The organism is Psychromonas ingrahamii 37, assembly GCF_000015285.1.
GTDB classification, from domain to species: domain Bacteria; phylum Pseudomonadota; class Gammaproteobacteria; order Enterobacterales; family Psychromonadaceae; genus Psychromonas; species Psychromonas ingrahamii.
The window spans coordinates 3523122-3546631 of sequence record NC_008709.1 but is presented as its reverse complement, the minus strand read 5'-3'; the positions used below and the strand labels follow the sequence as shown (position 1 = coordinate 3546631).

Here is a 23510-nt window from a genome sequence, read left to right as displayed (position 1 = left end):
TTTTTCAGCTCAAGCGAATGTTTCGCTTGAGCTGTGTTGATTTAACTCTCTAACCTCAACGCTTTTATAGTTTAAGAGATGTCCGGTAAACGAATATGACGATAAACCTGAGTCTGAGCTTGAAGACTGTCTGTGCCACAAATAATGGCGCTTTGAATGGCGCGCTGTGCTTCGCTGAACTGCTTCTCACTCTGTGCATGGATCATTGCCAGCGGCTTTTCAGAGTCTGCTGACTCACCCAAAGAGAGTATACCGCTGAGACCAACGGCATAATCAATCGAATCCGATGCACTATGTCGTCCTCCGCCCAGATTAACCACTGCCATCCCTAATGCTCTGGTATCCATAGATTGTACAATCCCTGAATGTTGGGCATAAACAGGACGGACAATGGCCGATTTTTGCAGATAATTATCCTGATTTTCAATAAAATCAGCGGGGCCGCCCAGCGCGCCAACCATTTTGGCAAAGACTTCTGCGGCTTTACCGTTATCAAGTACTTTTTGTAATTTTGCTTGAGCCTCTTTTATATCTGCTGCCAAGCCGCTTAACAGCAGCATTTCAGCGCATAATGCCATGGTGACTTCATGTAAACGGGGATTAACAACTTCCCCTTTAAGAAAGCGCACGGCTTCACGTACTTCAACAGCATTACCTGCACTGCTGGCAAGTACCTGATCCATATTAGTAATTAAAGCACTGGTTTTACATCCAGCACCATTAGCAACGCCAACAATACTGTTGGCCAAAGCCTCGGACTGCTCAAAAGTTGGCATAAATGCACCACTGCCGGCTTTAACGTCCATTACTAGGGCATCAATACCTGCGGCCAATTTTTTCGATAAAATTGATGCGGTTATTAACGGAATGGACTCCACCGTCGCGGTAATATCACGGGTTGCATAAAACCGTTTATCAGCCGGCGCTAAATCACCCGTTTGACCGATAATTGCAACACCCACTTCTTTGACTATTTTGCGGAAATGATCCAGGCTATCGGGCGTTGTTTTATAACCGGAAATAGCATCGAGCTTATCCAACGTGCCGCCGGTATGACCCAATCCACGGCCTGAAATCATCGGCACGTAACCGCCACAGGCGGCCACCATCGGGCCTAATATCAGTGATGTGACATCTCCAACCCCGCCCGTTGAATGTTTATCCACCACGGGACCATTCAGATTAAGCGACTGCCAGTTTATTACCTGCCCTGAATCACGCATTGCAGATACCAGTAAAACACGTTCATCCATGTTCATATCCTGGAAATAGACAGCCATCGCAAAGGCGGCAATTTGACCTTCTGTGACTGAGTTATCGGTGATCCCTTTAATAAAAAAATCAATTTCTTGCCTGCTGAGGGTTTTGCCATCACGTTTGTTACGAATAATTTCTTGTGGCAATAATATCATCTGTTGTACTCCTGTAGATTTTCGAGTCCGCTGCAGAACGTCTAAATTTCTGCTATATAATGGCTAATACGCGTTGTTGAAAATTCACCAACTAGCATTTTTAAGACTGTTAATATCTTGGCATAAATCGACCTTTTCCTCGTCAATCTCCATTTTTAAAGTAAAAGCATCCATGGGGCATATAAATTTTATTTTTATGCCCTGAACGTTGTCATTATGTGGTTTTTTTAGATGCCTAAAATCGTTGTGCTAAGCCACTTTTTCGTCACGTGGGCAGCGTTACAAGCTTTATTCGGCAACAATTGAATCTAAAGCAATGATCAACATTTCATTAAAGCTGCTTTGACGTTCATCTGAAGTGGTTTTTTCACCTGTGCGGATATGATCCGATACGGTTAAAATACACAGGGCATTTTTACCTTCTTCAGCTGCGACGCCATACAAACCTGCCGCTTCCATCTCGACGCCAAGAATGTTGTATTTTTCAAGCGTATCAAATACTTCTGGCTCAGGAGTGTAGAAGGTATCGGCTGAAAAGATATTACCCACACGCGCTTTAATGCCGAGTGCTCTGGCAGCATTAACTGCTTTTTCTAACAGTTCATAGCTTGCGATAGCGGCAAAGTCATGACCTTTAAAACGAATACGGTTTGCTTTAGAATCCGTCGATGCCCCCATTCCAATGATCACATCCCGTAACTTAATGTCACGACTGACTGCACCGCAACTGCCCACACGAATAATATTTTGTACGCCGTATTCGCGGAATAATTCCGTTGCATAAATTGAACAGGAAGGGATACCCATACCACTGCCCATTACCGAAACCCGTTTGCCTTTATAAGTACCGGTAAAACCAAGCATGTTACGTACATCTGTTACCTGCACTGCGTCTTTCAAAAAGTTTTCTGCGATATATTTTGCGCGTAACGGGTCACCGGGCATCAGAACAGTTTCAGCAAAAGCGCCATCTACTGCATTAATATGAGGGGTTGTCATAAATTATTTCTCCATTTTATGGGTGACTAACGATGCCGCTTGTTAGTCATCCATATTAGTTGTGTTTTTATATAATATTTAACTTTATTCAGCTAAAAATACTTTTACCGTACGCCAGTGCAGGTAACTTGTGAAAATCAGCAATTGACTGACCGATATCTGCAAAGGTTTCCCGTAACCCGATTGGGCCAGGCTTAACAGCGTGACCGTAGAAAATAGCCGGAATATGCTCACGAGTATGATCCGTTCCTTTCCATGTCGGGTCACAGCCATGATCTGCCGTTAACACCAGCAAATCATCTTCTGTCATTAATGCGAGCATTTCTGGTAAACGTTTATCGAAGTACTCTAAAGCGGCTGCGTAACCGGGTAGATTACGGCGATGGCCAAAGTCTGCATCAAAATTAACAAAGTTGGTAAAGATAATAGTTTGATCTCCAGCTTGTTTAAGTTCATTCAAGCTGGCGTCAAACAGGGCCTCCAAACCGTTTGCTTTGGTCGCTTTAGTAATGCCTTGTTCAGCGAAAATATCTGATATTTTTCCAATACTGACAACCTGACCACCGGATTCTTTCATACTCTCAAGCAGAGTGGGTGAGGGCGGTTTCACGGAATAATCATGGCGGTTACCGGTGCGCATAAAATTGCTGCTTGCCGATCCGCTAAACGGACGTGCGATAACGCGTCCAATATTGTATTTATTCACTAACTCACGTGTCAGTTCGCAAAGTTTATACAGTCTTTCAAGCCCGAATGTTTCTTCATGACAGGCTATCTGGAAAACGCTGTCTGCCGAGGTATAAAAGATGGGTTTACCGGTTTTAAGGTGCTCTTCGCCGAGATCCTCCAAAATAGTAGTGCCCGATGCATGGCAATTCCCCAGATATCCGGGCAGGTCAGCACGCTCAACCAATTCGTCCAGAAGCTCCTGCGGGAAGCTGTTTTGTTTTTTATCAAAATAGCCCCAGTCAAATAAGACTGGCACACCGGTGATCTCCCAATGCCCGCTAGAGGTATCTTTTGCCGTGGAAATCTCTTTCGCGTAACCGTAAGCCGCAATCGGTTCAACTAATGGGTCTAATCCGGCGGGGAAAGTGGATGAGCTTTCCGCACAAGCGCGTCCAAAACCCAGTTTATTTAAATTTGGTATAGTAAGCGGGCCATGGCGGCCCTCATTCGCGTTACCTTTTGCACATTGCTCTGCTATATGCCCTAAGGTATTTGAGCCCATATCATCATATTGACTGCCGTCAGCTAATGAGCCAATAAATTTATCGGCATCAGCTGCGCCGCCAACACCAAAAGAATCAAGTAATAAGATAACGGTACGTTTCATTAGTAACCTCCTGTTTCAGTGGCTTTATCAGCCAAATTAAGTGCCGATAATAAAGCGCCGAGTAAGCTCGATGCGCCAAATCGGAAATGTGTTCTATCGACCCAGTTATCGCCCATAATACTGCTTGCCAATTGCATATAATCATCGGCCGTCTGCGCATCCTTAACACCACCGGCAGCTTTAAAACCAACATTAAGGCCAGACTCTTTGATCGCTTCAAGCATTATCTTAGTCGCTTCTAACGTTGCATTAACAGGCACTTTACCTGTTGATGTTTTAATAAAATCAGCGCCGGCATTAATACAAATTTCACTGGCTGCTTTTATTAATTCAGGGGTTTTTAATTCTCCTGACTCAATAATCACTTTCAGGGTAACGTTATCACCACAAATATCTTTGCAGGCTTTAACCATAGTCGTCCCGATTTCAGCATTGCCTTCGATCAGTGCGCGGTAAGGAAAGACAAGGTCAACCTCATCGGCACCATAGGCCACCGCCGCCCGCGTTTCTGCCAAAGCGATATTCAAATCATCATTACCGTGTGGGAAATTAGTGACTGTCGCAATTTTAATTTGTGGTGTATTTTGCAATGTAAGTGTTTTACGTGCAATAGGAATAAAACGCGGGTAAATACAAACTGCGGCCGTATCACCTGCTATGGTGTGTGCCGCTTTACAGAGTTGTATCACTTTTTGATCGTTATCATCGTCATTTAGCGTGGTGAGATCCATTAATTGGATGGCTAAACGGGATGCTTGTTGTAAGTCGCGCATAATTTTCTTCCTTTAATTCGGGTGATGACAGCCTATATTATTATTAAGCCGGCCCTAGTGATGCGCATTGACATCCCTAAGGACTTGTTTATTGATGGTGGTATTTAAGCAACACTTAAAGCAAAGAATATACCAACCAAAGTTGCACTCATAAAGTTAGATAAAGTGCCCGCGAGCACGGCTTTTAAACCCATTCGAGCGATATCAGGGCGGCGAGAAGGAGCCAATACACCCAGACCACCTAATAAAATAGCCATAGAAGATAAGTTGGCAAAGCCGCATAGAGCCACGGTAATAATGACCTGAGTGTGTTCGCTTAAGGTGTCTTTAATACTAACAAAGTCAATATAAGCAACAAATTCATTAACCACCAATTTTTGGCCTAATAAACTGCCTGCCTGCATCGCTTCAGACCATGGGATACCAAGAAGAAAGGCAATAGGAGAAAAGACATAACCGAAGATTTGCTGCAGGGTCAGGGCTTCGAGACCAAATAAACCACCGACAGAGCCTAAAATAGTATTAACTAATGCGATTAATGCGATGAACGCGATCAGCATACCACCGACATTCATTGCCAGACTAAGACCATCGCCAGCGCCGACTGCTGCAGCATCGATAACATTAACCGGTTTGTGCTCTTCTGCATCAATATCTGACTCCGATAACGTGTCGATCGGGGTTTCTGTTTCAGGCTCCAATATTTTCGCCATTAGTAAACCACCGGGCGCGGCCATAAATGATGCGGCAATAAGGTAATCAAGGCTAACACCTAATGATGCATAACCTGCTAATACTGCACCGGCAACCGATGCTAAACCACCCGCCATCACCGCAAAAAGCTCTGAGCGAGTCATGGTTTTTATGTAGGGTTTTACGACTAAAGGGGCTTCAGTTTGTCCAACAAAAACATTGGCCGCCGCTGACATGGACTCGGTTCTGCTGGTGCCCAATGCTTTTTGCAAGCCACCGCCAAATATTTTGATAATAAACTGCATCAGACCTATGTAATAAAGCACGGCCATTAATGAAGCAAAGAAAATAATGATTGGCAGTACTCTAAACGCAAAAACAAAACCACCTCCGCCGAATACTTCAAACATTGTATTGGAAACAAGACCACCGAAAAGAAATCCGATACCTGCATTGGCACTGTCGATAACGGCTTGTACCCCGCTGGATATACTGCCCAATACGCTTGCGCCGGAATCTGTGAATATTACAAAAGCGGGTATTGCCGCCTGAAGAAGAAATGCCCCGCCTATTGTTCGAAAGTTAATTGCTTTTCGATTACTGGAAAAAATTACCGCGATTAACATTAACGATAATATTCCGACTAAACCCATTACAATTTCCATATTGTCTCTCCATTTTATTTTATAAATTTGACTAAAAAAATTAAATAAGCTATCTGCTAAGCGCTTTATTTAATTAATACTGTAAGGGGGTAATAGTCCCAAAATCTGCAATTATTACCCCTTTTAAATTTGTATTTGTTCAAAATGAAGCGTCGTAATATTGTCTTTTTACGCATTTTATTTGTAACAAAGAATCTCTGGAATCGAGTTATTGAGCGCAGTTTATTTGCTAAGCCCCCTCTGGAATGTGATCTGGCCCGAGATAATAATGAATATTTCAATCTTATTAAATCTATTTACATAATATGTTGTTTTTAATATAAGCTACTATTTTATAGTTATTTTGTGGAATATGATGCATAAAAAGTGCAATGATTAATTAATTGACTTTGTTTATATAAAACCAAGTTATTTTAATTGGATTATTGGTGAATCATTAAAGGGTCTAGGGATCCGGGGGATAAAATGTTTACCTTCACTAAAGATTTTAATTGCTGCAAAACAGTGCATTGTGAGAATTTTGCCGTTATAAATAGTGCTGATTACATTCAAAAAAGTAGGCAGTTAGGGTATTTGTCCACTGGCTGTAAATTATGTGGTAGCTACCCGCCCTGGGTGAATAATAAGCTGGTTGAAAAAATTATAAATGAAAAACTTGAGCTTAACTTCGCCCGGAAATTAACCGGTTGTCGCAAATGCGCGCAATATTTTTTCTTTGAAAAAAGCACTAAATCAATATCACATGGTTATACATCGGCAGGCACGCAAAGAAAAAAGTGCTCTGATTGTCATGCTGTTTTCACTCTGCCATACTTTAAAAATATTAATGCGCTTAGACTCATTCTCAACAGTATTATGGCCAATCAGGAAATAAAGGAATCCATTAAAGCCACTGGACTCTCGGCTCGATTATATTATTTTTACCTTAATAAATTAGCCCAGATTCTGGTGACCTTTAGTCGTTTAAATGAAGAAAAAGTGATTCAACAAAAACAGCTGTCACTCTACACTCAGGGCAAAGTAGTTCATCTTGCTCATAACAGAGGTTTTTATACTTTACTGACTTCAGAGGTTGATAGTGGTTATCTGTTATTACAAAACAATAACTTAACCAGAGAGTCTTTGGTTAAGAAAGCGCTCTATGATGAGCAGGAAAATACAATAATATCTGCTAATAATAAGGATAATTTAGAAACGGCGCTGATAAAAAGATATGAACAACACTTTAAAAGAAGACATTTTGAACAACTACTAGTCGGAGAATTAAAACCGACCACAAAGTGTTATTTAATCTACCCCGATAAATTGGCTTATGCTCATTTCCAACTATTAACGGTTTTTACTGCAAAAGCATCTTCTTACACCCATTATATTGAACATGAAAGTTGTTTTAGAGCTGCCGCCTTAATGGCGTCCGCCGCAGATATCAAAACCGCTAAAGCAGACATTTATTTCTATTTGTCATCCTATAAAACAGGTGAGCATTTACAAGGGAGAAAAATTGGCTGGTGGGGTGATAAATGGTTCAGTAACGATTTTGGCGCTTATTGCCCAATCGCATCCAGCACAACATTGAATGCTGATTTAAAATTAAGTGATACGAGCAGCAATGGGTTATTTTATGCCTACCTGGATAGCCATTTGAATAAAGGGATAAATAGTATTAATGTCATTGATAATCTATCTGAAATACATCGTACTATATTTAATTACTGCGAACTGAAAAATAAGACCAGCAGAGCAAAATTATTAAAGGTCACAGACAGAATTTATACGCCGCAAAGTTTACTTGATGCCGCATTAAAAACCATAATGAACGGTTATTAATAAATAGTGCTGAGAATACACTTTATAGTTGTATTTTTATTAAACAAATGAATATTCCTATCTGGATACCCATTTAAATAAAGAAATAATGAGTATTAATGTTATTGATAATCTATCTGAAATACATCGTATTATATTTAATTACTGCGAACTGAAAAATAAGACCAGCAGAGCAAAATTATTAAAGGTAACAGACAGAATTTATACGCCGCAAAGTTTGCTTGATGCTACATTAAAAACCATAATGAACGGTTATTAATAAATAGTGCTGAGAATACACTTTATAGTTGTATTTTTATTAAACAAATGAATATTCCTATCTGGATACCCATTTAAATAAAGAAATAATGAGTATTAATGTTATTGATAATCTATCTGAAATACATCGTATTATATTTAATTACTGCGGACTGAAAAATAAGACCAGCAGAGCAAAATTATTAAAGGTAACAGACAGAATTTATACGCCGCAAAGTTTGCTTGATGCTACATTAAAAACCATAATGAACGGTTATTAATAAATAGTGCTGAGAATACACTTTATAGTTGTATTTTTATTAAACATTGCTATACAATTTGCAACCTGAAATTTAATGATAAATACGTATGGTACTTTGTTGAATGAAATGATTCATTCAAGCAGAGCAGCGATACGGCCCAATAGAGGTTTTCCAAATGAAAAATGCTATTCATCCAGAATACAAAGAAATCACAGCGACTTGTTCATGTGGTAATATAGTTACTGTTGGCTCAACAGCTGGCAAAAATTTAACACTAGATATCTGTGGCGAATGTCACCCGTTCTACACTGGTACTCAGCGTGTTGTTGATACTGGCGGTCGTATCGAAAAATTCAAAAATCGTTTTGGCGCTCTGGGTAAAAAATAAACCCTATCGGTTTATTTTCCCTGTTAAAATGAAATTAAGAAGGTGCCTTTTGGCACCTTTTTTTGTGTCTGTGATTCGGGGTTAGAGCTTGCGGTATACAGCACTGCTTGTTGATACTGGCGGTCGTATCGAAGATCGAAGCAAAGATAAGCAAAAATCGCTTTGGCGCTTTGGATAAAAAATAAACCCTATCGGTTTATTTTCCCTGTTAAAATGAAATTAAGAAGGTGGCTGCTGGCACCTTTTTTTGTGTCTGTTATTTATACTAAAAGCATTAAGTTTATGATCACTTTATTAATACGTTTGGTATAAACGCGCTGTTCAAAAGATTGAATCGACATGAGAAGCTAATTAATGAAATTGGTCTATGTTATCCGTAGGGTGGGCTCCGCGCCGCCTACGGGCTGTTCCATAGCAAATATATTGCACAAGTCAGGCAATTAAATTCGATAATTTAGCCAATTTTGTATTTAAAAATTATGTACATATAGTTAATCGGGTTAGTCGAAGATGGAATAACGTTAGGTATCAGGTACAAGAGGTAAAAATATTCTGCCAAAGGTCTTTAAACATGTGTTAAATTCAGCCAATCTAACCATTTAATGTGTTTTTTAATGAGATTTTGCTGGCTACTTTAATAAATAACTTAAATTCTGCTTATTAGGGCTGATATTTATAAGCCTTTACATTAAATTATAGCCATTGTAATTCATCGATGTCGGTAACTTTTACTTCTAGATTCAAGTGTTTAACATGGTCAGTTTAAAGCCCTTGTTAGCTGTAAATTACATTAGAAAGTGAAAAAATTAAGGGCGCTTAAGTTCTATATTTTTAGAGGTTAGGCTAAAGTAATCTCCACCCATTTTTCCTACAGAATCAACTAATTGCTGGTTTATATTTCCGTCTTTATACAAATCATCTCGGACATAAACGAACTTAACATCTAAAAGTATAACGGTACCACCTGTTGGTAAATCACTAACAGGAATTATTTCTCTTAAAGTACACTCGTAACGAATTGGAGATTCTTTAACTGAGCGAGGCACCACTCTATAGCTTGAACAACTCTCCACATCCGCAAAATCAAATTCGCTTTCATCAATGTTAATACTTGCACTTGTAAGGTTCATTTTTTCTAATAAAGCAAGGTTCACTATATTGACAACGCATTCACCTGTTTCAATTAAATTCCGTAGTGTATCTTTATCAATACCACTTCTCTGAGTTATCTGCGTATAAAGAAGGACTGGAGGATTACAACTTGCAACTGTAAAAAATGAATAGGGTGCTAAATTATCAATATTTTCGCTTGAGCGTGTACTAATCCATGCAATGGGTCTTGGCGTTACTCCACCATTTAAGAGACGATATTTTTCCTGGTTTTCTAATTCCGACACATCAAAAATCATTTATTTTCCCTTGTAATGCTAAATGTTAACAGTATACATGCCAAGCCTTATTTTACCGCTAACACTGCGCTTATTAGCGAGTAAGTCAGTGCTATTTTTGCTGTCTTTATTTTTAGTAAAACAGCGACAACAGTATCGAATCCGAGTGCAGTCATTTATAGTTTGTCCATTCCACTTATTCATTTAATGCTAGGGCTAGACTCTAAAAATATGACAGGGCTCAAAAGCGAGTAATACAAGTCGATATTAGCGGTTCGGTCGAAGCGCTGCAGATAAGTAAATTTAGGTCTGCATATTATCTGCTAATGGCCTTCAGTGCTGCGATTAAATATTTTGGATTATGAGCCGAATCGTACATTGGATGAACTTCTTTGTCGGTGTCAAATAAACCATAAACTGCGATCTGCGCGGTTCTAACCGAATATTCAACGGTAAACACACAATCTTTCGGGGCTTCCGCAAATTGCCCTATAAATGCAAAGTTAGTTGATCCCTTTGGTATAACATCGGGCCTGTCACCCAATTCACGGGGCATAAATAAGCTATCAACAAAAGGCATTGCAACAGGAATACAATTGACTTTCCCAGCATCGCTGATCGGTTTCATTAAATCCTGTATTTTTAAATGGTAATACAGTTCCTGCAGTATTTCAGCACCGCTGCATTGCGCCATTGTTTTATCAATATAATTTCCTTTTTTATCAGCATACAAACCATAACCCCAGAAAACTTTGACATCATCGGGTTGATTGGGAAAGTGAGGTTGACGCGCAATCACAAAAGACATCAGCCAATTTGAATCGGTTAGCGTGACTAAACCGCCGGTCCCGTCAACATTACCGGAAAAGTTTTCCATATAATCGTGAAAGGTGGGGTCTTTGAGGGTAGCGGTAAATGAATACCATTTTTGTAAATCTATATTGTCACAAAAGGTAGACGGGTTTCCAAAAGCCGCATCTTTGGCTGCAATCTTTTTCCAAAGCTGCCAGGAACTTGATTCTGCAAGTCCTTTCAGTTGAGCCGGGGTATCCCAAGTGCCACTGTCTGTGCTATCAGTAATTGAGCCATTGGTAAAAAACACTACATCATGTTTTTCCAGTTGTATTTGACTGTTATCTTTAAAGTGCAGTGCGGTGGCTGTTTTCTTTCCCTGTGAAAAGTCAAAATCAATATCGATTACTTCTTTACCCATATTGAAATTGATCCCTTTTTCTTCGAGATATTTTTTCATTGGTCTAATAACGGAATCATATTGATTGTACTTGGTGCGCATTATTCCGCCTAAGCGGTGAAGACCGTCAACAAGATGAATAAAACGTTTCATATAGCGGCGCATTTCGGCAAGGCTGCTCCACTTTTGGAAGGCAAACATGGATGTCCATATCAGCCATAACTTAGTCTCAAAGAAACTTGGCTCAAACCAATCTTGGATTTGTTTATTTTTCAAGGATCTTTCTGACATGAAGGTGAGTTTTAAAAAATCTGCCTGCTGACTGAGTGATAAACCATAGGATGAGACATCTAATTTTTTCCCCTCCTTCAGAAGCCTTGCCTGTGCATTTGAAACAAATCGTTCATTAAACGCATAGGATTCATCGCGCACGGAAATGTTTGGGTTTTCTAATGAAGGGATCAGCGAAAGCAGCTCCCAATAACATTCATAATGCATTTCATGCATTCTTCCTCCTCGAATAATAAAACCGTCATATTTATTACCTGCTCCATCACAGGCCCCCCCGGGGATGTTGTCTTTTTCAAAGATATGGATGTTCTTTCCGGGGACTCCTGCATCTTTTTCTAAATAAATCGCACTCGCAAGAGCAGACATTCCACTGCCAATTAAATACACTTTTGCATTCTGGGAATGCTGATTCTTTTTGCTGTTCATACGGACTCCGTTTAATGAGGGGCTCTGGTCATCATATTCTTCGCGCCAGGAAAACAATCTTATTAGAACACGATACCGACGATGCTTAGGTGGGGTACGCATTCAAAGTAATTGCCTATTTGATTTTAGAAAGTACTGCCTTCCGTCTCTTGCAAACAGGGCATAATGAGGCGTTGAATTATTTTACTTCTAGACAAAAGGTATTATGAAAATTTTATAACTTTTTAGGTCAATAACTTAAAAAGTTATTTTTTTAAGCCACTTATAAAAAGTGCGTGATGTTATAACCTCAATGTGCTAAAAAAATTGCCAATCAAGTAGCAAAGATCAACTAAAAATTAGTTTAAATTCATTCAAAGTCAACGTTAAATAGCGGCGAAGAAAAATAGCCTGTTTGTGTCTATTGAAGCTTGTGTTTAAGTCAAAAACGGGCTGTTAGTGACGGTTGTCATAATAGTGCTCAGCTGTTTATAAAACGCATATTCTATTTTAGCAAAACGTTGCGAATAAACCTGTTTGTGCACCGCATTTAGCGATAGACTATGATTGCAACATTCTCTTATTTAAGGAAAATAAAATGATTGAACAAGGTCAAAAACTAGCGCCGGCAGTATTGAGTGAATTAACCCCTGATGGCATGATAAATCATCCGATAACAGAGCTTTTTGCGGGTAAAAAAGTACTGTTATTTGCCGTACCTGGCGCGTTTACACCGACTTGCTCTGAATCACATTTACCGGGTTATGTGGTATTGGCGGATAAGTTTAAAGCTAAAGGAGTGGATCTTATCGCTTGTGTAGCAGTAAATGATGCTTTTGTTATGAAGGCGTGGGGGGAAGCACACAACGCCTCTGAATTGATGATGTTAGGGGATGGAGATGCCAGTTTTACCAAGAGCTTAGGGCTGGAAATGGATACGGCCAATTTTGGCGGTGTACGCTCCCAGCGTTATGCCATGATCATTGATGATGGTGTGGTGACGCAGCTTAATGTAGAAGCGCCAAAAGAGTTTGAAGTTAGCAAAGCAGAAGTGATGCTCGAAGCGTTGTAACGCTGGCCAGCACCATAAAAGAACAGTAAAAAATAGTGCGGCTATTATTTTCTTCGCTATAAGGGCAGCTCAATGAGCTGCCAATCCTTAGCTCCTTAACCGCCATTTATCTTTAATAAAGGCTGAAAATCTGTCGGAACAACGCCATCGGAATAAGGTTCTTAGAACACCGTTATCAGAACTATTTGAAGATAAAAAAAGAATCCGAATTCAATTAAATGTCCGATTAATAAAAAAGAAAGATAAATGTTTCGGCAAGCTTATTAAGTCAACAATCAAAAATAAGCACAGGTAATGCGGTTAACAAAAGTAATCAACCAGAGCGTTTTTTTCGCGGTGTTATCAGCTTTAAGGAAACAGTATGGCTAATCTTTTCGCAAATATTCCAACGGATTTACCCGAAGAGGTTTTTGAGGGTCTTGTCTCAACAGAAAACGTCAGAATTGAGCGTATTCTTTCCCAAGGTCAAAGCTCTCCAGAAAGTGGTTGGTATGAGCAGGATGAACATGAATGGGTACTGGTGGTCTCTGGTTTTGGCGTTATTGAATTTGAAGATGGTCGAGTAATTACGCTGAATAAAGGCGATTACCTCAATATCAAGGCGCGTGAAAAACATAAAGTTCAGGCTACATCGCTCGATCAAAAAACGGTTTGGCTGGCGATCTTCTATAAATCAAGCAACATATTATAAGTTGCTGTCCCCGGACCGGATACCAAGAATAATTGAGATAAAAACTTTTTTCACCCCAAATTTTTCCGCTTATAAACCTGAACGTGTCTTTAATTCAAGCCATGTTTCCTGTTGGTAAAATCACTCCCCAAACAATAAAAACATAAAAAACATAAACCGAAGCTAAGACGCTAGCCGAATTAGTCGGTTTATTTATCATGCTAAGTAAAGACGCCAAACCTTTTTTGGCGGGTCACTCATTTATGCCGATAAGGAAAATATTGGCTTCAGGCTTTCTGCTATCTCTTTTTTTTAAACTTGATAATGGTATTTGCTTACAAACACAAAGTGATACTGAATTTTGAAAATTCTGTGGTCAACATATAGATATCCTATTACACCTTCGAAAATTGGCTCTATGGAAAAGAGGGACTATCGCTAAAGCTTGCTGACTAAAATTGCTGGTTTAAATCTTAATAGCCGACTAATTAAGCCTTTTAGGTGAAATGAGCAGGTAGTTGTCTGATGATTATTGAGGAAATTCAATATGAGTCTTAGACTAATAAGAAGTAGAAAATGCGCTTCAATATTTAATTAAAGGGCTCAGCTCCCATAACAATTAAAACCTTCATCCCAAAGCAAACAGTTGGTACGACGAGGAGAAAAATAATGGATAAAAATAAAAGCGATTTATCAGAAAATAGAGAAAAACTTGAGGATGAAATCAAACAAGCAGTGCAAACGGGGGACGATATTAGGGATGCCGTTCGTCGTATCACTCTTAAAGCTTTAAACCAAGGCAAGCTGAATACAAAAGAGGTTCAGCAGGTGGTAAGTGCCGTAGTAAAAGGCGCCAGTGAAGGTGCGGTTAATCAGGGCTTAAAAAGTAAGGATAGTCTGTTGAGCGCTGTGTCCGGTCTGGATGACGCTTTGTCTTGGGTGGCCGAGGCTTCTAAATTAGCGCTTGAAGAGGCCGCTGGGGATATAAAAACCTTTGCTAAGCAAGATGTTAAAAAAATAACGGATGATCTTCTGGTATTGGAAGATATCTATTTGGAGACGCTCAAACGTGTTGCAAAAGAATCAAATAAGCTTATTGGTAGCACCTTGAATAATATAGAACGGCATGCCCGTGATAGTGGTACGGCTGTAGGCCGGCAAACAACTGAAATTGTCAATATGTTAAATTATCAGCTGGGAGAAAACTTAAGTGAGACGGTTGCTGCGGGCAGTGATTCAGCATTAAAGCTCGCAAGCCAGCTCTCTTATGCGGCGGCAGGTTTTCTTGACGGCATTGCACAAACATTGGAAAGCAAATTAAAAACGACTTCTTTGAAAAACAAAAAATAGGAAGCGCTATGCTTTGGGAAACACTAGGTGCTGCCCGTGATATCAGGAGAATTAATGATATTGCCACTATATTGATCCGTTATGGTTTTGGAAATATGGTGCACAGATTAGGATTAGCGGGTGTAATAGAGCGTGCGGGTAAGGTGCTACATCGGACACAAGCTACTGAATTAGCGCTACTTGAGCCTCCGGTAAGGTTCCGACATGCCTTGGAGGAGATGGGGCCTACTTTTATTAAACTTGGGCAGATTTTCTCCACGCGTGTCGATCTTTTTTCTCCCGAATGGATTATTGAATTTGAGAAGCTGCAGGATCAGGCTCAGGCTGTTCCATTCGCGGCAATCTGTCAGCAATTGCAGGAAGATTTTGGATGTGCGCCACAAGAGGTATTCGCTGAATTTAATCCCGAACCCTTAGCCGCTGCATCGATAGCGCAAGTACATCGAGCACGTTTGCATGACGGTAGTGCAGTTGTTATTAAAGTGCGTCGTCCGGGGATTCGGCCAATAATGGAAGCGGATCTGCGTCTGCTTGCACGTATAGCCGATCTTATTGAATCCGAATCCACAACGTTGAGCCGCTTCAAGCCCCGTGAGGTGGTGCATCAGTTTACACTTTCTCTGCGACGGGAACTGGATTTGCTGGCTGAATGTCGTAATGCGGAAAGGATTGCGCTCAATTTTAGTGACCATCCTGAGATTATTGTTCCGAAAGTTTACTGGCCGTGGTGTAGTGAACGGGTGAATGTCCAGGAATATATTGAGGGTATTCCAGGTCGCAATCTTGATGCCATAGATAAAGCTAATCTTAACCGAAAAATTTTGGCTCAGCATGGCGGTGAAGCTGCCTTGAAAATGATCCTGATAGATGGTTTTTTTCATGCAGATCCTCATCAGGGTAATATTTTTTATCTGCCGGGAAACCGCATTGCTTTTATTGACTTTGGTATGGTCGGACGCCTCTCTGAGCGTCGCCGAAATCAAGTTGTGAATCTTTTGTATAGTATGGTGGAGCAGGACAGTGCAAGTGTCGTTGAAGTGCTGCTCGATTGGGCTGGAGATTCATCCATAGATACCGAAGGTCTGCTTCTTGAGGTTGAAGGTTTTATCGATCAATATTACAAGGTTTCATTAAAAGATTTTAACCTTGGTTCGATGCTGATCGAGTTGACCACATTATTTCGTGAGCATGGTTTAAATTTACCGCCTGATCTGGTTCTTTTGATTAAGCCACTTATCACTCTTGAGGGGGTCGCCAGACAACTGGATCCTGATTATAATATGGTGATACAAGCATCTCCCTTTTTAGAGCATGTTATGCGCGAGCGTTATGCACCCAATGTTTTGGCGAAGAGAAGCTGGCAAGCTGTGGTGGGTACCGTTGAGCTATTATCTGGACTGCCTCAGGATCTTCGCCAGTTTTTGCGCTCCGCCCGTAGTGGCCGGTTTCAGTTACATGTCGATGTGACGCGGTTGAAGACATTTGGTAATCAACTCGATCGTGCTGCCAGCCGCATGGCGTTGGGAAATGTTGTCGCGTCATTAATTATCGGTTCTTCTATTGTGATGACAGTTGACGGGGGACCGACCCTATTTGGTTTTCCCTTGTTTGGAATGCTCGGATTTATCGCAGCATTCCTTGGCGGGATTTGGCTGTTGGTCTCAATCTGGTCCAGTGGACAAGAATGAGTCTCTGTTTGTGATCTGCAGTATGTAAAAAGAGAGGGGGATTGCTAATTGAGGACGCTTTTAGATGAATTCGAAGGGTAGTATTTGTGCGCACGATCGACTGCGTTATCGCAACTTATTTAGAATAACGACATAATACAATACAAGCGCTGCCTTGTATAAAACAGGCACAAATTGCTGCAAAAATACACATGAAAGGTCAACAGATCCTAGATCTGGGATGGCTGAAAGATATATCTATGATTTACCTGCAGTTGCGCTGATTGGAGTGATTTCAATCAAATGTTAATCTGTTTTTAAATTGAAGTTGTGCAGGTCAGCAAGCAAAATGTGTTTGTTGATGGCGAGCAGAATATAATTACAGAAATGCGCTGGTCCTGTTCTGTGTGGGGTCAACTTCGTCACTATCCCATTCCTGAGAGAGTAGATGAAACTTCAAGGTAAGGTAACAAATTGGAATGACGATAAAGGTTTTGGTTTTGTCGATCCAAATGGTGGTGGTAATAGGGCATTTATTCATATAAAAGCCTTCACATCGGGTTCTCTAAGGCCTGTTAACGGCGACATTATTATTTATGAGTTAGTTCGAGATCAGAATAATCGCTATCAAGCGGATAAAATTAAATTTGCTGGTGATAATAAAAATGCTAATAAAACGCGACAGTCTAAAAGCGGTCATTTCTTTGGCACTTTTTTAACCATGATTTTTTGTGTCGCGCTGGCAGGTGCTGTTTTTACCGGAAAGTTGATTTCTGTCGTTGCGGGTATCTATCTATTGATGAGTTTTGTCGCTTTTATTGCCTATGCAATAGACAAATCGGCAGCACAAAAGGGACGATGGAGAACAAAAGAGAGTACCTTACATTTATACTCTCTTCTTGGCGGTTGGCCTGGTGCCTTTTTTGCGCAAAAAATCTTGGGCCACAAATTAAAGAAAGATAAATTTAAAACCCTTTATTGGGTGACCGTAATGGTCAATATATCGGTTTTATTCTGTTTCCTAAGCGCAAAAAATGCTGATTTTATTAATTCTATTATTCAAAATAGTTAAAAAATTAACAAGTTAACCGATAAAAACGTCCTGAAAAACAACGCTAATAAACATTTATTAAACTTTTTTTACTTTTTGTTCCGCTTTTTTTTATACGTTTAGGCGGGCGACTTTTTATCAATATTACAGCATGATGAACTGCTTTTTTTGCATGGATAAGGTATTTTATGACGCTCTATTTTCTTCTTTTTACCCCTACTCTTCCGCTATTTTTACAATTGAAGAGCTCGATTTTAAATAAAAAATCGTTAATTTAAATTATCAATAAAACCACAAATCTATATGCAAGTAGGCGCAACTAAGTCCAGTGGCTTCGGAAAAAGCGGGCAAAAGAACTCAACAATCACTCCTTATAATGTGTATGGTTATTACAGCCTATCCCATCTGAGACCCAAGTGGATTGGAGGCGCAATTTTTGGCAATAACATAATATTTGTCATTATTATTTTACAGATTTAAAATTTCTCATGGAGGAAAAATTGATGAACACACTTAAAAATTATTCAAAAAAAATATCACAATCTTTACTTATTAGCGGGTTGTTAGTGGGTAATGCCGTCGCCGGTTATCCGGAGTCTCCTGTCCAGCTTAACAGTGCGGACAATTTTGCCGTATTAAGTAAATCGGGTATTACCAATGTTTCTGACTCGATAGTTACAGGGGATGTTGGTGCAAGCCCTATCACAGGTGCTGCGACACTGCTTACCTGTAGCGAAGTGGTTGGTGATATATACGCCACCGATGCAAATGGTCCTGCACCCTGCTCAATCAATGCCCCCGGCACTCTAGGTTCTGCTATTGGTGATATGGGAATTGCATACAATGACGCTGCAGGGCGAGTTTCACCGGATGAGACCGAATTGGGTGCGGGTGAAATTGGCGGATTAACGCTGACTCCTGGTCTTTATAAATGGTCTACGGATGTGGGTATTACGAGCGATGTGACGCTTAAAGGCAACGCTACGGATGTGTGGATCTTACAGATTGCAGGTACACTAAGCCAAGCGGCTTATAAGAATGTAACATTGGCTGGTGGCGCATTAGCTGAGAATGTTTTCTGGCAGGTTGCCGATTCGGTTACGATTGGAACAGGTGCCCATTTTGAAGGTATTATTCTGGGTCAAAAACTGATCGCAGTAAATACCGGTGCCACTGTTAAGGGCAGATTGTTTGCACAGACAGCGGTTACTCTGCAGAAGAACAAAATTACTGAGGCGCCTGTTAGTCATGAGCCGTCTGTTAATAATGAATCTGAGTAATCAGGAAAACTGCTTGGCTTAATTTAATATTTGGCCACAGCGATTCGTTTAAAAGGATCACAGATTTAGTTCTGTGATCCTTTTTTTTTTGAGCTTCGCCTGCCTTGGATCGAATGCCCAAGCTGCCAATAAACCACGATCAGTTCATGATCATTTCCCCCCATCCCATTCTATTCAGGGTTATTTCGTAAATACTTTGTTGCTATGTGATCCAATTGACTGACCCACTTGTTGAGCCGGCGGATAATTTTACTGGCATTTTTAATCGGGAAAGCATCTCCTCTTGAGCTATAAGTGCGTTTATACCAAAAAATTAATGGAGTGATCAATGATTGCGAAGGAAAAATTAGCCTTAACAAGGCGTGGGTTGCATTCGATCTTTATTCTCACTTCACACAAATCGTATAGAACTATTTTGAACAGCTTTAGCTGACCACAAGGTGTTGAAGAACAGGATGTTCTGAATAAAAATCACAACGCAGTTAGGGATAATTTTAACCAGTAAGGGTGATTATCTTTTTAGTTATTTTGGTATTAACAGCCTGTCAATATAGACAGTATCTACTCGGTCTAAAATGATTCTGGTGCTCATGTTTTTCCAGCAGAACAGACATTGGGTGATCGTTTTTCCCCCTGTTTTATCAGCAGCTCATTGTTGATTATTATTAATAATCTTCCTTCAATTGGCGCTTTGATTAGGTTGAAATTCCTTATAATTTAATACCACCTGTCATTTATAAGGTGTCAGTAAGCCTTTCAATAATGCGGTTTGTGATTGGATCGCTTTTTTTATTGCTTCTCTATATTGTAAACGACTATCGCTTTTTCGTTTGCAGTTTTTAGAGCGAAATAATCTTGAGGTAATCTTGCAATAACCTTGAAATAATCTTGAAATAATCTTGAAATAAGTAGCCTTCTGCAACTAAAATGCCTTTATTTTCAATATCTCCATGTCATAAAGACAAGATTGCAGGTGAGTAATCTATTTAGGTGCATGATAAAAAAATGAAAAATCAGAGGTTATCCAAGCTTCTTTGTATCTAGGTGTTTTATTAGTTGATTATTGGTGAGTTATTTGTTAATTATTAGTCACTTACTTACTTACTTACTTACTTGCTTTTTAATTTAGATAAAAATACAATAAGTTGACTATAACGAGCAGATTATAAATTTCTATTACCACTCAAAGGATTTGAAATGAACAAATTGACCTTGATTGTTGCGTTACCGGACGGTAAACAACGAACGCTTGCTTTATCCGAATTACAAACTCTTACTGCATTAAATGGCGCTGTCTATACCTTGATTGAACAGGATACTCAGCAGGTACCTGAAGGGTTGGTATTAAAGCGTAAGGTTGATGCCTTATACATTGAAGTTGAAGGGAAGAGTGTTGCGAATATTGAAGATTTTTATAGCGCAGGGATGAATGCAACTTTCTCTGCGGATGGCACATTAACACCTGGCGATGGCATGGCAGTGAGCAGCTCAGATGTATTAGATGGCAGTTTGGTGAATGATAGTGGCGAAGCAACTGTTGTCTGGGTAGCACAAGAGAGTGGTTTGTCACCTTTAGTCTGGACTGGTGGCATCCTTGCTGGCGGTGCTATTGGCGCAGTGGCGTTGTCTGGTGGAGGTGGCGGAGAAACAGCTGCACCCAAAGATTCCAGCGCAGATGTGGTAGTGGTAAATGCTATCACCGACGACAATATAGTGAATAGTAGCGAATCAACGGAAGGTTTTAATATTACGGGTTCAGGTGAAGTGGGTGCAACGGTTAACTTAACCTTTGCAAGCGCGATCACCTTGGCTAGCGGTAATAGCGCAATTGTAGACGATGCTGGTAACTGGACGATTGCGGTGACCGCTGCTGATATTACTGCAATGGGCGAAGGCGCAGAGTCTGTAACGGCTACTCAAACAGACCTTGCCGGTAATAGCAGTAATGCCAGTCTTGCCAAAGAGTTTACTATTGATACCATAACACCAACGGCATCGGCCCTATCTGTAAACGATGATCAGGGCGCTCCAGTAGACCCAGACACCAGCACCAACAGTGCGGAGTTGATACTCAGTGGCACCAATGAGGAAGGCTCAAGCGTTAATGTTTATAACGGCAGCACCTTACTAGGTGCGGCAACTATTAGTGGTACGACCTGGAGCTACAGCGTGAGCGTTGCCGATGACGCTTATCTGTTTAATACTCAGGAAACTGATGCCGCCGGCAATGAAAGCGCTGCTACCGACAACTTTGCAGTAACTGGGGATATCACGCCTCCTGCTACACCGCCCACGGTCACCGTTTTGGCAACCTCAGACACCACTCCCGTTATTACGGGCAGCGCAACCCTGGCCGCGGGTGAAAGTTTAAGCGTGACGGTCAATGGCGCAACCTATAACAATGTAACGGTTGTCGATAATGCATGGTCAATTGACACGGGAACCGTGGCTGATAGCGGTGCTTTAGCTACCCTTATGGATGGTAACAGCTACAATGTAGTGGCTACCGTTAGCGACGCTGTTGGTAATACAACAAGTGATAACAGCACCAATGAGCTGAGCATCGATACCACGGCGCCTACTACAGTACCCACTGTCACGACGCTAATCACTTCGGACCTCACACCTGTTATTACAGGTACTGCAACCCTGGCCGAGTTTGAAAGTTTAAGCGTGACGGTCAATGGCGCAACCTATAACACTGTAACGGTTGTCGATAATACATGGTCAATTGACACAGAAACCGAAACGGCTGATATCGGTGCTTTAGCTACCCTTGTGGATGGTAGCAGCTACAATGTGGTGGCCACCGTTAGCGACGCTGCCGGTAATACCACAAGTGATGACCCCACCACCCCTGAACTCAGCATAGATACGGCATTACCGAACGTTACGATTACGAATCCCGGCACCCCCGAGATAGCAACCGGCGCGGTGACCTATAAATTCACCTTCTCAGAACCCGTTAACGGTTTTGCCGTGAATGACGTCACTGTCACCGGCGGTAGTAAGGCCGGCAGCCTTACTCCTGAAGGGACCGGCACCGGCCCGGCTGGAGATTTATTTAGTACTTACACCCTAGTAGTGACGCCTGACGATGGCAGCCCTGCCGATGGCAGCACTACCGACATAACCGTTAATGTGGATGCCGCTGTTGCCCAGGATGGGAGTGGCAATAACAATATTGCCGCAGACAAGTCGGTACAGGCGGTCGATACTGCCGTACCGACCGTTGTGATTACGTATTCCCCCGCAGAGACGGCAACCGGCGATGTGACCTATAACTTCACATTCTCAGAAGCCGTCGCCGGCTTTGCAGTGGGTGATATCGTTGTCTCTGGCGGCTCCCCAGGCAGCTTTACGGGTGCCGATAGTTTCTATACCCTAGTGGTGACGCCGGATGCAAATAGCATTGCCGATATAAAAGTTAATGTGTCCGCCGATGTTGCCACGGATGTGGCTGGTAATAACAACACTGCCGCGGACCAGTCTGTGCAATCGGTGGATACCCAAGTTCCTACTACCACCTTTACCGGTGCAGTTTATAATGAGGCGAACGATACGCTGGTCTTGACCGGTACTAATATTCATACCTTATTAAGCGGTGCTGAAGACTTGACTACCGATCTTAAGGGTAACTTAGACTGGAGTAAACTGCAGTGGGATATTGATAACGATAATACGGATAATATCCTTTTTAGCGAAAATGAGATCGCCACCGCTGTGGCGACGGATGATTTGACCTTAACTATTACGTTAAAGACGGGTAAAGCCGCCGCGTTGGAAGGCAATACTAATTTATTATTGTCAGGAGGGATTGATAATCTTGAGATAACGGCAGGTTTTGCCAAAGATGCAGCTGGTAATGTTGCGACCACTGATAATTATGATGGCGGAATGGCCGATGCATCTGTGGTTGTATTTGATCTGGTAAACAGTGTGTCATCAAGTCACAGCGGGCGCACTTTCGACGCGGGTGTTGATTATACCGTGTATATATTGGTCGATTCGGCCCCATTGAATGACCTTGCTATTTCAGAGATGTGGAGCGGAGCCGGAGATGGAACCCCAGACGGAGCTGGAGGCGGAACTGGAATAGATGGTTTGGGTGCTGGCGATCAAATTATTATCGTTGGCAAAAATGGGCTGATCGACCTTAATGGAACGAGTAAACAGGGTAATCTGACCAATAGTATGATGGCGGCGACTACGAATAATGTGGCGCTCAAAGGGCCGAAAATAACTCTAACTCCTGGTGGAACAACATATCAGCAGGGAATCAATCTTGGTAGTAAAGGGGGAATTCAGGAGACTACCAAGTGGTCACAGAGTGCTAGTAACAAAGGGAATAGGAGCACGCTGGTTGATCTGTGGAATGGCACAGCAGGCAATATGGCCGGCTCCGCCACGGCTAATAATCATTATCTGCAAACCATGCCAAGCGGAGTGTTAACGTCGCAGGGGCTGGCTCCTTAATGTTTGCTTATATTGTTAAGCCCACGAACAGTCATTGCTGCCTGTGGGCCTGATTATCCGCCACAGTGAATAACT

General features: G+C 41.2%; 18 protein-coding genes. 11 read left to right on the top strand and 7 right to left on the bottom strand.

The window, feature by feature from the left end; translation table 11 throughout:
• Nucleotides 1–71: 71 nt before the first annotated feature.
• The 5 genes from deoA to PING_RS14750 form a co-directional block, all read right to left on the bottom strand.
• Nucleotides 72–1409 (bottom strand): thymidine phosphorylase, encoded by a 1338-nt coding sequence (gene deoA, locus PING_RS14770; RefSeq protein ID WP_041767358.1) that lies wholly within the window; start codon nucleotides 1407–1409, stop codon nucleotides 72–74.
• A gap of 291 nt (nucleotides 1410–1700) precedes the next feature.
• Complete coding sequence (deoD, locus tag PING_RS14765) at nucleotides 1701–2411, bottom strand: purine-nucleoside phosphorylase (protein ID WP_011771123.1); 711 nt, start codon at nucleotides 2409–2411, stop codon at nucleotides 1701–1703.
• Between the two features lie 88 nt (nucleotides 2412–2499).
• Nucleotides 2500–3747, bottom strand: coding sequence for a phosphopentomutase (locus PING_RS14760; protein ID WP_011771122.1), 1248 nt, complete (start codon nucleotides 3745–3747; stop codon nucleotides 2500–2502).
• The gene (gene deoC, locus PING_RS14755; protein ID WP_011771121.1) at nucleotides 3747–4520 is read right to left on the bottom strand and encodes a deoxyribose-phosphate aldolase; all 774 of its coding nucleotides are present in this window, start codon (nucleotides 4518–4520) and stop codon (nucleotides 3747–3749) included. The genes PING_RS14760 and deoC overlap by 1 nt, the downstream gene beginning before the upstream one ends.
• Before the next feature lie 104 nt (nucleotides 4521–4624).
• Nucleotides 4625–5878, bottom strand: coding sequence for a NupC/NupG family nucleoside CNT transporter (locus PING_RS14750; protein WP_011771120.1), 1254 nt, complete (start codon nucleotides 5876–5878; stop codon nucleotides 4625–4627).
• Nucleotides 5879–6343: 465 nt separating this feature from the next.
• Between PING_RS14750 and PING_RS14745 the strand changes: the two genes are divergently transcribed.
• The 4 genes from PING_RS14745 (at nucleotide 6344) to rpmE (ending at nucleotide 8593) form a co-directional block, all read left to right on the top strand.
• Nucleotides 6344–7705, top strand: a complete 1362-nt coding sequence (locus tag PING_RS14745) for a hypothetical protein (RefSeq protein ID WP_011771119.1) — start codon at nucleotides 6344–6346, stop codon at nucleotides 7703–7705.
• A gap of 88 nt (nucleotides 7706–7793) precedes the next feature.
• A complete protein-coding gene (locus PING_RS20700; RefSeq protein ID WP_198134706.1) occupies nucleotides 7794–7964 on the top strand; it encodes a hypothetical protein in 171 nt (56 codons plus the stop codon).
• A gap of 88 nt (nucleotides 7965–8052) precedes the next feature.
• Nucleotides 8053–8223: a hypothetical protein gene (locus PING_RS20695; protein ID WP_198134705.1), complete on the top strand. Its 171-nt coding sequence runs from the start codon at nucleotides 8053–8055 to the stop codon at nucleotides 8221–8223.
• Nucleotides 8224–8380: 157 nt separating this feature from the next.
• The gene (rpmE, locus tag PING_RS14740) at nucleotides 8381–8593 is read left to right on the top strand and encodes a 50S ribosomal protein L31 (protein WP_011771118.1); all 213 of its coding nucleotides are present in this window, start codon (nucleotides 8381–8383) and stop codon (nucleotides 8591–8593) included.
• Nucleotides 8594–9399: 806 nt separating this feature from the next.
• Here the strand turns inward: rpmE and PING_RS14735 are convergent.
• Together PING_RS14735 and PING_RS14730 are read right to left on the bottom strand one after the other, a co-directional pair.
• Nucleotides 9400–10002: a flavin reductase family protein gene (locus PING_RS14735; RefSeq protein ID WP_011771117.1), complete on the bottom strand. Its 603-nt coding sequence runs from the start codon at nucleotides 10000–10002 to the stop codon at nucleotides 9400–9402.
• A 295-nt stretch (nucleotides 10003–10297) separates the two neighbouring features.
• On the bottom strand, nucleotides 10298–11890 hold the full coding sequence (locus PING_RS14730) for an oleate hydratase (protein WP_011771116.1): 1593 nt from the start codon (nucleotides 11888–11890) through the stop codon (nucleotides 10298–10300).
• Between the two features lie 577 nt (nucleotides 11891–12467).
• On the opposite strand from PING_RS14730, the gene PING_RS14725 reads away from it, so the two are divergent.
• The 7 genes from PING_RS14725 (at nucleotide 12468) to PING_RS14695 (ending at nucleotide 23435) form a co-directional block, all read left to right on the top strand.
• Complete coding sequence (locus PING_RS14725) at nucleotides 12468–12941, top strand: peroxiredoxin (protein WP_011771115.1); 474 nt, start codon at nucleotides 12468–12470, stop codon at nucleotides 12939–12941.
• A 361-nt stretch (nucleotides 12942–13302) separates the two neighbouring features.
• A complete protein-coding gene (locus tag PING_RS14720; RefSeq protein ID WP_011771114.1) occupies nucleotides 13303–13632 on the top strand; it encodes a cupin domain-containing protein in 330 nt (109 codons plus the stop codon).
• A 648-nt stretch (nucleotides 13633–14280) separates the two neighbouring features.
• Complete coding sequence (locus PING_RS14715; RefSeq protein ID WP_011771113.1) at nucleotides 14281–14961, top strand: DUF6781 family protein; 681 nt, start codon at nucleotides 14281–14283, stop codon at nucleotides 14959–14961.
• An 8-nt stretch (nucleotides 14962–14969) separates the two neighbouring features.
• Complete coding sequence (locus PING_RS14710; protein ID WP_011771112.1) at nucleotides 14970–16649, top strand: ABC1 kinase family protein; 1680 nt, start codon at nucleotides 14970–14972, stop codon at nucleotides 16647–16649.
• Between the two features lie 427 nt (nucleotides 16650–17076).
• Complete coding sequence (locus tag PING_RS14705) at nucleotides 17077–17700, top strand: DUF1294 domain-containing protein (RefSeq protein ID WP_011771111.1); 624 nt, start codon at nucleotides 17077–17079, stop codon at nucleotides 17698–17700.
• A 482-nt stretch (nucleotides 17701–18182) separates the two neighbouring features.
• Nucleotides 18183–18959, top strand: a complete 777-nt coding sequence (locus tag PING_RS14700) for an ice-binding family protein (RefSeq protein WP_011771110.1) — start codon at nucleotides 18183–18185, stop codon at nucleotides 18957–18959.
• A 1197-nt stretch (nucleotides 18960–20156) separates the two neighbouring features.
• Nucleotides 20157–23435, top strand: coding sequence for a beta strand repeat-containing protein (locus PING_RS14695; protein ID WP_011771109.1), 3279 nt, complete (start codon nucleotides 20157–20159; stop codon nucleotides 23433–23435).
• The last annotated feature ends 75 nt before the right edge of the window (nucleotides 23436–23510 follow it).